We start from the raw sequence: 13,527 nt of genomic DNA, 5'->3' as shown, positions 1-13,527 counted from the left end.
TATATTCCTTTACGTCTCGCCACCAGAAATACGAATGCTCTCCCCTGTTATCATGCTTGATCTTTCACTGAGCAGGAACTCTATGAGCTTTGCACACTCTTCAAGATCGACGAAGCGCCCAAATGGAACCTTGGACGTTCTTTCCTTGATGTATTCTTCAACCGATATGCCTACTGACTGGGCATGCTCCGGGAAAATGGTCCGCACATTCTCTGTCCACATTGCTCCTGGACAAACTGCATTGACCCTTATTGCTGGCGCCTCTTCTTTCGCGAAGCTCTGAACTAGTCCGTTCAGGCCATGCTTTGAAACGCCATAAGCTCCCCGATTAGCAGGTGAAGAAATGCCAAATATCGAAGAAACTAATACGATTGCACCTCTGCCAGTTGGCCTCAAGCGCTTCGCCGCCTCACGCATGCATAAGAATGCGCCTGTGAGATTTACTGCAATAGTGTGATTCCAATCGTCCAAAGACGTTTCAGAAATACTCTGGGCCGTCGGATTTATTCCAACTGCATATACCATCTTATCTATAGCTGTTAGCGCGTCGGTCTCTGCAAAGATTCGTTGCACGTCGGCGGGATCCGCGACGTCTGCTTCGATCACACCCAGTGCGTCCGTGCGATCTGCGAGGTCGAGTACGTTGGATGAATTGGAATGGGCATGGAGCACAAGTTTTTCGCCGGAAGACGCAAGTATCCTCGCCGTAGCGCTGCCTACCTCCCCACTCGCTCCAATAATCAACGTGGACATATCATGAGACCTTACCGCGTTCGCGAATTGAATTGATAGTCTGATGAATCAACCGGCCGAGTCGCTCGTCAGCGCTGGGGGCGATATACTCAAGAGGTTCAATTGCAGTCCGATCGCCAAACTGGCCCAGCCTATGAACCGTAATTGGTCTTGCGGACTTGAGCGAAGGATTCTTCAATCTGGCCAATAGCTGCCGGGCTATTGGCTCTGCAGCTTGATGCAGCCGCGCTTCCGCCTGACGGTGCTCTTCGCCCTCTTCTGCAATAAGCTTGCTAATGTACTCGTATGGATCAGCCTCTCCTAGAATAACCCTCTGGTACATAGCCATTTTTCTGATCAATAGAGGCATTTTGGGATTCTCGAATGCTCTAAGGTCTTCGTGATATCCGGCTGGTGCATTCGCAAGAACACCTTCGAACCTTTCGTCATCCTCCAAGAAATATGCCACTATCATGCGATCAAGTGAGCCCAGTGAGTTCCGTGAAGCAATCTCCACAAGCCTATCAGCAAACCTTACGCCAGCAATTTCTTTGGCGATAGAAAACGCGAGAGACTCAACAGTTTCTGGCATGAAGCTCGAGTCGTCTAAGCCGAGAGGATCACCATCATTGATACGCTTACAGATCGCTTGTGCCACAAAGTACTCATAATGTGACGACTGCTTAAAGTGGTACTCGGGCTCAGCCATTGTCCCGGAGGAGCCAGCAGCCGTGAACATATGGTTGGTTCGCAAGAAGTCTCCCGTCCAGTCATAGGAATCCCTGATTGGATTACCTTCGATAAGTCGCTCAACCTGGACGGCCTCTCCGACCCGAGCTTGGACTCGATCCTGTGGCAACGTGTTTGGAGAATGAGGCCGACCTTTCTTGCGGCCAAGCCCCGTGAAAATATCATAAGCGAGCTGTGTAAGGATCCGTTCTTTTGTCGTCGAAGGGATCTGAGATTTATTTTCATCATAGTCCGCGGCCAGTGAAACGTTCGCGTATTCAGCCAGCACTCCAGATAGCATGAGAGGACGTTCGAGTGACTTTTGCTTTCTGATGATGCTCGATATCATGGCAAGAGCTTGAGGCCTTCTCAGATCGGGAGTGCCGTCCCCGAACCTGTCGAAATACTCTTCAACCACCGCTTTCAAATGCTTCTCGGACTTCTGCTCGGCATACTCTCTCAGCTCAGGCACAGACCAAGGACAAAGCTCAAGAACCGCAGGTTGTTTCAAACCGAGCGCTGACCAGCGGCTCTCGGTGAAAATCTGCTTGAACAGTTCCTCGTTGACCACATCAATATGCCGCCTTGTCGCAAGGATTACGCGGCCATCGCTAAGATTGGCCTTCAGCAAACGTAGGTTCGGAGAAGCAGAAACTTCTCCGTTCATACCTGTGTGGACATCGAAATTATCGATCAACCGGTAAGGAGCTTCAATGCTGAAGGGAAGCTGGCCGCCTTCGTCAACATTACTAGCAAGCTCAAAGTAATCTACAATCTCGCTGGCGGGCAGCTGAGTTGAGTTGATATTCCTGAGCGCAAAAGTCTTCCCTGACCCATAAGGACCGACTACTATGAGCAAATTTGAGGCGCTCTCACTCCATTGCTCCACAAATGTCGAGATTGGTGCAGTTCGATGAGCTCTGCTAGTACCTATAAGGCACTCCTGAGCTAGCAACGGAGGAAGAGAAAGCTCCGTGCTAGTATGACTGGCTGGGATGTCCATAACACCGAACTGCTAAACTCAGATCGAACCGTCAAGCTTCTCTTTAACCTCACATTCCTTTTGGCTAAACTGGCTTAACAACGCGTCGACCTTTGTACCTAAAGCCCTCGCGTCAGCTTCTGCAGCAAGCAATTGGGGGGCTGAGACACCCTTTGCAGAGGGTGTAGCTTGCAAGCGTCGCAATTTTGCGAGGATAGACTCAGCTTCTTTGCCAACGTCACCCATTTGATCGGTCGGGGGAAGTGCTTCAAACGTGTCGATATCGATCCGAGCTAGGGCAGCGAGATAAGGATATTTATCGCTTTGGTTTGCATCAATAAAGCAGGTCCGAACTTGTTCGAAGCTGCCCCGCCACTCCTCAAGTACTCGGAGGCGGCTCCGATAAGAGGCTATTTCAGACTGACGAAATTTCGTCTCTTCCAAATCCGTGGCCTTCTCTGCCAATCGGACCTGGCTCAGCACCCCTCTCCAAGAAAGCCACCCAACAAAAATTGCAGCGAAGAATGCAGCCCAGCCTGACGACGCAGCGAGCCAGCTTCTTGTGCACACTGCCCAAGGCTCATCATCTGTGCACCAGTCTATTTCAGAGAACCAGTTTATCAGCCCGTCGAAACCGCCAGATACCGCAAAGTATGCGCCCATTTCAAACAGCAAGGAAAGTCCTCCGGTTGGCATTACTGATAGGGCAAATCAATCACAAATCGGCCTACGCGCGACCAAACAGACCAGACGTCGTTTGATCAGCAAACTAAAGCAGGCCCGATTGCAGTATGTTTATGATTTTAGTGCATCCCAAAAGTTCACAAAAAGGTCAATCCGGTCACCTTATCGACCCGCAAACAAGACCTTTGCGGTGCCTTCGCGGAACGTCAGCTACAGGGCTACGAACCTAGATCGGCTTATGGCCGACATTGGGGCGCTTAGCTGACCGGCAAAAGCTGGGCCGATTTCAGACTGTCAGCTTCCGATTTACTTACGCGGAGAACCGGACACTCGGTTTCCGACCCTAATAGAATATCTATGGCCTGCAACGATACCGCTGATAGCTTTCAAGGCCGCCTCCCGTTCAAAAGCGTGAATGCCTCTCAGGGTGCGATCATTATCCCACGGGTGTCTTACAAGGGGATAGCTCCCGCTTGGTCAGAATCGAATTGCTTGAAGGAAAGATGCGAACCCTTCCGCAGGAGTGTATCCTGACGTGTCGGGGCCATAGTGCTCGCAGCACGAGGCCTATGTGGCAACGACGCTGAATGGAGCGGCGAAGTGGGCGAGTTCAAAGCATTGATAAGTTCGTACGCGAAATGCCGTCATGCTCCGCACGGCGCTAAACCGGCTCCTCGACACCTATTGACGCCAAGGCAGGCGGACTCGACATTCCTCCAAAAAGTGCCTTATGAACTTTGTGAAATTTCACAGTTGGGGGGAAGAGAGTATCATGCAGACGGTGGCTCAGGCGCGAATCGTACGAGATGTCGACTACTCACTCGCCCTGTACGCTGATGACAAAGCCATACATATTCTGCCCAGTCATGAGAATGCTACCGATGCGGTAGAAAATCCGCTCGCCCATATATTAAAAAACGCGCAGATCGATCTTTTTTCACTGGACGATTTTCCCGTCGCCCAGGACGATTTCGATTCGGTCTACGATCCCCTGCACGAGCGGCTGGAGAAGCTGATCGGCGATCGCGACCTGCAAGGCGCGATGAAGCTCGCGCTCACAGTCGACACTGCGCCGGACAATTGCCGAACCCGCACGGAAATGGCGCTGCGCGATCGCTGCCATGCCTTTTTCGCGCATCGCGGGGCCTCGGCATCGGCCGCCGATACGACCCGGTTCCTCGACCGTCTGCCGGCCGACAGCCTGGCCGACTACCTGTCCGGCTCCGCCGAGCGGATCGATGCCCTGAAAGCCGAGCTGCTGGCGCGAACCGTGCTCGGTACTGTCAGAGACGGCCAACGGACCGTCGTCGAACGGCTGCGCGCCGAGCTGGGACTGGCCGCTGCCGTCGCTATTGCCGGCAAGGTGGCGAAACCGGCCCGGAAATCCGGCTCGAAGAAAGACCGGGACTGCCCCTCGCTGACAATCGATTCCGATGCCCTCGCCGAACGCCACGCGTTCGTGCGCCATGTCCTGACCGCCTCGATCAGCGTCCCCGGCTTCGCCTTCGATACCGACCCCTGCGGCTCGCGGACGGACAGGCAGTCGTCGCCCCGGCTGGCCGACCGGCTCGGCAAGACCGAACAGCTGGCGGCCCTGCGGGAGCGCGTGGCCGCCGCCGAGGATCGCGCCAATCCCGCCGCCCAGGCCGGCGCCCAGGCCGACGATGGCGACGACGCGGGCGACGCTGGTTGCGACTGCGATTGCGACGATGCGCCCTGCCTGCCGGTCGATCCCGAATGCGTGGACATCAAATACTATCTGTCGGATCTGCTCGAACTGCGGGAGGAGACCCACCGCTATGAGCCGGGCGATCTCGCCTATATCGAGAATATCGCACCGCGCGAGAAGCGCGTGCGCACGCACACGTTCCGCAAGGTGATCGAGGATTATTCGGAGGAGGAAGTGACCGAGTCACGTTCGGAGGAGCGCGATCATTCGGTCTCCGAGCGCAATCAGGTGCAATCGGAAATCAGCAAGCAGATGAAGGCCAGCCTCGATGTCGAGGCCAAGGTGACCGGCGGCACCTACACCATCACCTCCAACGCCCATCTCTCGCGCGACGTCGCGCAGCGCGAGGCGCGCGAGAATTTCCGCGAAATGGTGACCAAGGCGGTCCAGACGATACAGACCGAGACCCGCAAGCTGACGACCCGCCGGGTCACGACCGATTCGACCGAAGTCAACAAGCACGTGTTCGACAACACCGACGACCCCATCGGGCGGGTGGCGAAATATTTCTATGTCACGCAGGTCAAGAAAGGCCAGGTCTTCAGCCACGGCCTGCGGCTGATGCTGGATCTCAACATTCCCTCTCCGGCCGCGCTGTTCCTGGAACTCGAGAAACGCAAATCGAAGCAGCAATCCGGCTTGGACGAGCCCGAACGCCCCGATCTAGCTCCGAGCGATTTCGATCCCGGCACCTTCCCCGGCTATAACGGCGAGGCCACCTATCGCGCGCTGTGGGAATATTTGATGGAAAGCTACGAGATTTCCGATTTCCCCGAGCCTCCGCCGGACATGATGCCGCCGCGCGGCCCGATCGGCACTGGACAGATGGTCAACGGCGAAAGCAAGCCGTTCTCCTTCCCCGGCTACCGGGGGGTCAAAGTCAGCTATGTCGATTCATGGATGGAGAAGGAAAGCGGGGTTGTCGGCCAAGGCAACAATCTACGTATGTATATCAACGCCCAAGGCAAGCAAATCGAGAAATACAACAAAAACAATTACGCTTCGCCGACCAGCATCACAGTCAGCGCGAACGGATCCATCACCATTACCGTTTCCGGCCACTGGATGAGCAGCCGGTCCTATATGCAGGGCGAAATCCATCTCGAACCGATCCAGCACGACTACACCACGTGGCAAGAAGAGGCCTATGCTACGGTGATGGCTCAATACGAAGCCGATCTGGCCGAGTATCAGCGCCTGCTGGCCGAACACGACATGCGCTACCGTGAAGAACGCAAGCTGATGCATCCGTTCACCGCGGAAGAACATATCCGCACCCAGATGAAGCAAGCGTCGATCTTCATGATGTGCGACGAATTCGGCGACGAGGTCATGAACATGCGAACGGAGCCGTGCGGCTACCCGACCGTGTTCCGCCGGAAGGCCAAGGAGGCGGCGAACCGCTGGTATTTCTTCGACCGAGCGTTCGACTGGAAGCAGGCCGAGTACATCTTCTACGACTATTTCCGCAATCCGATCTGCCAGTGGCACGAACGCTACGACCCCGACGAGCCCAATTTCCTGCTCAAGGCGTTCAAGCGCGCGGGCTATGCCCGGGTCCAGATCCCCTGTGCCCCGGGCATGGAGGACGATGTGCTGAAATATCTCCAGACCGGCGAGATCTGGGGCGGAGACGATTTCGACGTCATCGACGCGAGCGACCCGCGTTACAAGGCGGTCGCGACCGAGCTGAAGCATTCCTACGACTGCCACCAGAACGACCGGCCGGGCAATGTCGCGGTCACGCAGGGGGCCCCGAAGATCGAGGTGCAATGCTCGGAATTCTACCTGATGCCCGGCACCACCGGCGCGACCGGGGTGGTCGATCCGGATATCCTCGCGCTCGACCTCGACCGCGAAATCTTCACCGGCGGGGTGCAGTATCGGATCGTTGACGTGCAACCGAAATGGCTGCCGGGCGATCCGGATTTCGACCCTGACTGCTGGACCTGGGTGATCACGCTGGAACGGCCCTATGAAGGTGCCGACGCGGGCAATCTCAAGCATGCGGTCGGCGCCCGGTATGTGGGCGACAATTTCTACTTCAGACTGCCGACCGAGATGGTGTGGCTGGGCGACCTGTTCCAAGACGACGGCACCACGCCCAATCCGTGCCTGCCGTGCTATCCGGTCGGGTGTCAGTGAGCCGCTGATGTACGGGCGATTTCGCCAGGTACCGCCGCGCACCTCGTTTTCCAGCGGGACCGGCGGGCCGTTCGCTGTCGTCGCGGACGCCGACGACACACCGATGGTTCACCGGAGCAGGGGGCGGCTGGGACACAGTTACGATCAAAACACCGGCAGCGCCCGACTCGATGAACCGGCCTTCGACCTGAGGTCCAATCTCTACTCCCTCAGCGACATCGGCAGCGCTCAATTCGTCGCGGATTTCAAGGCCAACCTGCAGGACGAATTATCCCTGACCGACGGCGTGACGTATCCCGACGACAGGATCGACGATGCCATCGCCAGGCTTCGACAGGCCGCGACGGATTGGAACAGCTACGAAAAGATCGCTGCCGTCTTCAGGGATGAACTGCTGTGGCTGACGCAGGGGTCTCTGGAAGATATCGCGATGAAAATCTGCGACGAATTCGTCGCACCGACCTCGCAATCCGAAACGCGATTGCTCAACCTGTCGGATATTTCCCCCATCACAATGCGGTATGCGGGGATACGGAATTTTCTGGCGGACATGGGATGGAGCATTCAGCTCGCGACCGCCTTTTCCGATGGCGAACTGAGACTGGTGGACCGGAACGACCCTACTGATACCGGATACAAACATTACCGGAATCAGACCCTAGAAGAAGGCAACAGGCCGACTTTCGCCGGGAGTTTTTTCGGTCAGGACACATCGCAGATCTACGACAGCATCGCGCCCGGAGAGGACGCCGGGCTGGGAATACTCATACGCGGCCTGACCGCATGGACGGTTTTCGCGGCAAAGAAAAAAGAGAACGAATTCGAATTAAAACCGATCGGGCACCATTCTTCAACGTCTGTAAAACATTCAAAATCAGATACATATAAAATTCGCGCCTATATGTACGATCATTTTGGCATGGATCACAAGGATTACCTACAATTTTTCAACGGCCCTGACAAATTTCCTGCGAGTTTTGTGGACTGGGATATATTCAGTGCGTGGTTTCTGCTTCAGTATTTCGATGATTTTCCATGCATTCCCCTTTGCACGTTCTTCCAGCTCAAATCCGAAGTGAAAACCGACCAAGGTGTGAAAGCGAGCGAACGGGAGGCTGAAAATTATGGCGGCTTCCGATACAAGCGTCCCGGCGGTCAAGCGAAGGTTCTTGCCAGGAATCAAGCCGAGGAAATCGAACAGTTCTTAAAAGATATTGTAAAGTACGAGAAATTTTTCGCACCCAAGGGGAAGCCTTACCGAAAAAGTCAGATAGTCAGCTATTCATACTACAATGACCCGATCGTCGGCACCGAGAACAGGGGGCGCTCGCGAATCTGGGGAGATGCCCCCGAGGAGACCCAGATCGCAGCGATCAAGGCCCTACGTGGCGCCGCGCTCGATATCGGCTTCAGCTTTGAGGAAACCGCACTTCTGCTGGCCATCGCCTATGTGGAATCCGGCTTCAATCCGGATGCGGCCGCCGGCACGACATCCGCCCACGGATTGGGGCAATTCGTCAACGCGACGGCGGAGCTGTATCACGTAAACGATTATAATCGCTGGAGTATCTGGTATCAAGCCGCGACCCTTGCGGAGCATACATCGGTGAACATCGCTTCGGCGAAGACGCGAGGGCTGGATATCTGGCAGGCTTATGCCAAACACCATGATGGAAGTTTTTCCAACAAGTATTCGGGAATGGATCTGGCAAGGGATCTGCTCAAACCGAAATTCGAGGAATTCTTGAAGGAGTTGGCCAAACTGCCGGAGTGAAGGGCACTCCTGCGCGGCTCGGCCTCGAACCGCCGAGTATTAGCCAAATCAAAGCGAGTGGCCTTCTGTCCGCTTGTCAACCCCCATAGCGGACCCCAGCCCCATCGAGGCTGGCGCCCAGTAGCAGTCGGGTTTCGGTCTTCTCGTCAAGTGTGAGAGCGTCTTCAATGTCAACGCCAAGCTACCGTTCTGTGTTTTCGATCTATAAATGACCGAGCAAGATCTGGATTGCCCGGATGTTGCCTGTCGCCTTGTAGATAATCGAAGCCTTGGTTCGACGAAGCGAATGAGCGCCGTGTTCTTCAGGTTGCAAAGACAATTCCCTCAACCCATTCATTCACGAGCCTCGCATACTGCCGAGTGCTGAGATGACGCGAGTGGTATACGGGGCTTGGAAACACGCGAGCCACCTCGAATCTCGAGCGATGCAAACAGGCTGGCTTGTGCATCCGCCGCAATTTCAAGCTGGACGGGTCTGCCTGTCTTGGCGGGGTAAGCGCCGCTCGTTCTTTGATATCTGGACCGCTTACCAGATCGCGATTTGCAGTTCGACGAGATCGCATCCGCGTAGCTTGCTGTCGATTGCAAAGTCGAACAGCACCCGGTCTCGGAGACGTCGTTCGCGATCAAGGGAGACGCGAATCGTTCGAATCTGCATCTAGGTGAAGGGACGCTTGAGATCGATCTTCGCACCAGAGTTCCAAGGCACTCTGTTTTGCGCAGCGGGTTCGAATTGTGAGTAAGTCATTTTCATTCCCCCTAAGGCAAAATGGCCGCGTAAAATGTCCGCTTTCAGGAGCAAAATTCTCAGACGGCAATGTCTTGGGTTAGGGCGCAAACCAGACCAATCTTCTCCATCGATGAGTGGATCGTTTGGTAATCGCCTCCCGGTTCAACTGCCGGCTGTTCTCCATCAGCAAATGGCCGAACCCTTAACGCACTGAGGTTCATTAGGGACCACCTCCCTGCCTGATGTGAGTTCGCCCTGACGCGTGCTCATGCTGCTATCAGCGGGTTCGATTGAGACCCAGATAACTAGCATGCCTTCCTGCCATGGCCTCCAAGCCCCTCCTCATATTGGCCGTGTGCCATTGCAAGCAGGGTAGCGAGAACAGCCCCAGAATTGGTTGCCGCGGTTTCGGCCGCGCCGGGCGAGGCGCTTCACCATCGGTCTCTGGCATTTTGGACATGAAGGCGGAGCAAAGTTCGAAGCAGCGGGAGTTGCGCTGCGCGCCACCCGAAGTCCCGAGGCAGGAGGTGGCACGGCGCGCAGTTGCTGCTTCGCAGGAATTGCGACATCAGGCAGGGGCATTCCCAAAGCCTCGGCATCAACTTTCGCCTGTTCCAGCTCATTGGCATGCCTCTGAAAAGTGGGATCAGGGCGCGCAGCTTGGCTGATGACGTGAGAAGCTGCCCGCTGCAATTCTGCAGCTCCGCCCGATAACATTTGTCGGAGCTTTCGTGCCTCGTCTGCAAATTTGCGCTCGATACGCTGCTCGTCTTCCTTGTCCTGCGGCGTCGCGTTCCTGTTGTAGCGGAATAGGGATGTGAGCTGCGTTTTCCAGTCAATGAGTGCTTGCGCCGTGGCCGGACCAAAACCTTGTAGAGAGAGAATACGACCGCGGTCGATATCAGCAGCTGTATCGATGCCATAGGATGCAAGGGTAGCGATTTTTCCGCGGCCAACGCCGTTCACGCAACCAGGCTGGATGCGGTAGCGTTCGAGATGACGGCGCAGCTGTATCTGTTGTCTTTGCGAATGCAGGCTTGCAAGTTCGCGTTTTCGCGCCTCGGCAAGGTTACCAAATCTGGTCCGCGCGGCCTCTAGCTCGCGGCGCCGCGTGTGCAATTCGTGCAAGCCAATGCGTCGGTGCCAATCATCAAGCGCCCTGTGATAGCTTTCGAAGGACCTCCGGTAGCGATCAGTGATCTTTGGGTCGGGTGTCCGGTTGTAAATGCGGTGGTAACCCCAAAGGCCAAGCGGCACGTAAAGAAACCAGAGAGCTAAATCGAAGCCGCCGACAATTGCCGCTGCGATCATTAACATGATCCCGCTGTTCACCCTCAAACGTCTGCTCTTGAGTATTTCGCGGACTTCTTCACCGGGCTCCAGAGCAGTTAGCGTGATGTTAGGCTGGAGATCGTCTTCACGCGGTATGCGCACGGCCGCAATTGCGCGCCAGACCTGTTCAAGATCAAAATTGGCAGCGCCTGGATCTCGCGCAGGCGAGCCTTGCGGTAGCGGCTTCTCGAAGAGGGAGATACCGGCTGCCTTATCTAGGCGGCACCAGAGGCAAGTGCGCGCCGCGCTCGGGAAATAGTGCAGTTCATTCTCGGTGCAGCGCGAAAGCGATTGCTCCAACGCCGCCAGGGCACCGACCCAGGCCTTAGCGTTTGGCCGATCTGAAAAATTGCGATCGAATGCCCGCTCGAAGAGCGAGCCCAGATCGGAAGGAAAATCCCCGAGGCTTGCGCTGGCTGGAGGCGGTTTGCCGGCGACAGAGCCAGATCTGGCATAGATAAACTGGCCACTGGCGATGGCTTCCTGGATAGTTACGTCGCCTCTAGCGAACTTACCGACATAGGGATGCCGGCCCATAAACAACATTTGGAAGATAACTACAGCAAGGCCAAACGCGTCATGGGTAGGGGTCCGGTGGATGCCAGCAAGGCTCATCCCCTGAAGTTCAGGCGGGGTGTATTCGGGGACGCCTACGCGGCATCGATATTTGTCTCCAAACTGGAAACTGTCAGCATCGATCACTGCCGCCATGGCTTTGTCCGAGATGAGTATGCCTGAGTGGTTTATGTCACCGATGATGCAGCCTGCATCATGAACATGTGAGACAGCGATCGCGATATTGCGCGCAGCATGAATCAGGAACCGGTAATCTGCGTTGGGGAAGGACTTCTTTCGGGCGCCTGGCGCGTAGAGTTCAAAGAGCGGCTGATAGCCCTTGACCAGCCGCATGGTGAAGCCCGCAAAAGCCCCATTTTGGCCTCTGACTGTCGCAACCGGGAAGGCGATCAGCCCGGATCGCTCGTGCAGCTTGGCTGCGACCATGGCCTCGATCTTGGTCTCGCGTTCTCGGTCCGGTTTCGTGTAAAGTTTGACCGCAAGGTCGGGAGTATCAGCAATCTCATAGACGGTTCCTTCGCCGCCGCGACCAATCATCCGTCCCAGCCGGATTGGTTTTCCATTAGCTACGAGATCGCGCCGGCTCATGCACGCGCAGCGATAATAAGCGATTTGTCATCATCGGTTCTTTGATTGACCCGGTCAGAGCCCAGAAATGCGGCGAGCTGCCGCGACAGTTCGAGCTGTTTTCCTCTTTCGATCGGTCTGAGAGCAGCAACAAGAGGCGAAAGAAACGGTTCGTGCGCCGCCACCTCTTGGAAATCGAGCGCCAATCGCTCGATCCCATCGCTGAAGAGAGCCATTTCGCGGATCGGCTGATCGAGCCTCGCTGTTCGTAATCTTGCTCCCGCATCGTCGGTCACGAAATAGGTCGTCGATGCATATTCCCCGTGCTCGGGCCAGGAAACTATGGTCCAGTTGTCGCTACCTTCACTTCGTGCGACGATCGCTCCGTCGCCGATCTGGAATGCGATTGCCTCTACCGGGGTAACGATCGCTGCGACCAGGGTGGTTGCAAAGTCGCGAGGGGTCAGCTCGCGAAGCCGGGCCGCCTCCGTAATAAGCTCGCGAAGGTCGTCAATCCATTCTTCGATTCTATCTTCGTCCGGAAGCGTGCCTTCCGCGCGAGCGAATTCCAGTGCGCGTGAGGAGATAAACCTGGCGGCAAGCGAGGCGCCCTCACCGCCAAAGCTGGCGCTTCCAGCCCCATCACAAATGACCGCTACGAGCGTGTCCGGAGACCCAGTGCTGAAACAGCGATGTGCGTCCTGCAACCGCTGCCCAGATTTGTCATGTGATGTGCCTCGAACCGAGGCCGCGATCCAGCTCCACACCGTTAGTCAGCTGTCGCCCAGCCATCGGGAGCAGCAGGATTTTGCAGCGGAACGCTGTCACCAGGATTGGACCGGGAGACCGAGCCAAGTGAACTTGAAAGCCAGGCAAAGAGCTCGCGGAAGGCGAGACCCTTTAGCTTGAGCGGCGCGCGCACTGCGATTTCTCCCAGCGTTTGGAGGTCTGCGTTTTCAACACCGACGGCGTAAAACATGAACTCCTTTGCGTCTTCGCCAGACTTCACGAGCCGAGCGGCATTGGCCCATGTGTCGGTCGGCGCGCCGTCGGTCATAATGAATATCCACGGCCTGTAGTAAGCGATGCCGTTCGCGCGGTATTCGTTCTTGCGCGCCCGCAACAATTCGATGCCATGCTCGATTGCTTCACCGATAGGCGTGAGCCCGTTGGCCTCGAGAACTGGCGGATAGAAATCGGTGGCGGACGTGAAATTGTTGACGATCTCGACGGGACCGAAAGTGACGATCGCCACCTCGACACGCTTTGCAGCAAGGCTGTCCGACTGCAGCTCATCGCGAAAGGCAGCCAGGCCTGCATTGAGCTCATCGATCGGCTTGCCTGACATCGAACTCGAGGTGTCGAGCAGCAATATACAGGGGCAGCGCGGCTCAGGGTTCTCAGCGAATTCGGCGCCGCCGAACGGTGTCTGCTCAAGTTCCGTCATCTGCTTGTGTGCCCCTATGCTCGTTGCTTCACATTGTATTTGCGAGACTAACAGAATAACCTGTTACAATGAAACCCGGAATCCAAAGCAGTGGAAATAT

The 13,527-nt window shown here is 56.0% G+C and carries 8 protein-coding genes and 1 pseudogene; 2 read left to right on the top strand and 7 right to left on the bottom strand.

Annotated elements, in window-relative coordinates:
* Positions 1-9: 9 nt before the first annotated feature.
* From ACS0VV_RS09690 to ACS0VV_RS09680, 3 genes are all read right to left on the bottom strand, one after another.
* Positions 10-753, bottom strand: a complete 744-nt coding sequence (locus ACS0VV_RS09690; RefSeq protein WP_483532508.1) for an SDR family NAD(P)-dependent oxidoreductase — start codon at positions 751-753, stop codon at positions 10-12.
* Between the two features lies 1 nt (position 754).
* Positions 755-2,350, bottom strand: a complete 1,596-nt coding sequence (locus ACS0VV_RS09685; RefSeq protein WP_483532507.1) for an NACHT domain-containing protein — start codon at positions 2,348-2,350, stop codon at positions 755-757.
* A 132-nt stretch (positions 2,351-2,482) separates the two neighbouring features.
* Complete coding sequence (locus tag ACS0VV_RS09680; protein WP_483532506.1) at positions 2,483-3,118, bottom strand: hypothetical protein; 636 nt, start codon at positions 3,116-3,118, stop codon at positions 2,483-2,485.
* A gap of 781 nt (positions 3,119-3,899) precedes the next feature.
* Between ACS0VV_RS09680 and ACS0VV_RS09675 the strand changes: the two genes are divergently transcribed.
* On the top strand, positions 3,900-7,001 hold the full coding sequence (locus ACS0VV_RS09675) for a hypothetical protein (protein WP_483532505.1): 3,102 nt from the start codon (positions 3,900-3,902) through the stop codon (positions 6,999-7,001).
* Between the two features lie 7 nt (positions 7,002-7,008).
* Positions 7,009-8,775, top strand: coding sequence for a transglycosylase SLT domain-containing protein (locus tag ACS0VV_RS09670; protein ID WP_483532504.1), 1,767 nt, complete (start codon positions 7,009-7,011; stop codon positions 8,773-8,775).
* Positions 8,776-8,956: 181 nt separating this feature from the next.
* On the opposite strand, the pseudogene ACS0VV_RS09665 reads toward ACS0VV_RS09670, so the two are convergent.
* The 4 genes and pseudogenes from ACS0VV_RS09665 to ACS0VV_RS09650 all read right to left on the bottom strand — a co-directional run bounded on the left by ACS0VV_RS09665 (position 8,957) and on the right by ACS0VV_RS09650 (position 13,427).
* Positions 8,957-9,523: pseudogene (locus ACS0VV_RS09665) on the bottom strand (tyrosine-type recombinase/integrase).
* A gap of 324 nt (positions 9,524-9,847) precedes the next feature.
* Positions 9,848-12,001, bottom strand: a complete 2,154-nt coding sequence (locus ACS0VV_RS09660) for a protein kinase domain-containing protein (RefSeq protein WP_483532503.1) — start codon at positions 11,999-12,001, stop codon at positions 9,848-9,850.
* Positions 11,998-12,747: a PP2C family serine/threonine-protein phosphatase gene (locus ACS0VV_RS09655; protein ID WP_483532502.1), complete on the bottom strand. Its 750-nt coding sequence runs from the start codon at positions 12,745-12,747 to the stop codon at positions 11,998-12,000. The genes ACS0VV_RS09660 and ACS0VV_RS09655 overlap by 4 nt, the downstream gene beginning before the upstream one ends.
* A gap of 2 nt (positions 12,748-12,749) precedes the next feature.
* On the bottom strand, positions 12,750-13,427 hold the full coding sequence (locus ACS0VV_RS09650) for a vWA domain-containing protein (protein ID WP_483532501.1): 678 nt from the start codon (positions 13,425-13,427) through the stop codon (positions 12,750-12,752).
* Between the last annotated feature and the right edge of the window lie 100 nt (positions 13,428-13,527).

Source organism: Aurantiacibacter sp. KMU-128 (assembly GCF_056933515.1).
Note: the sequence above shows the minus strand (reverse complement) of the source record. Positions and strands in the feature narration are given on the sequence as shown.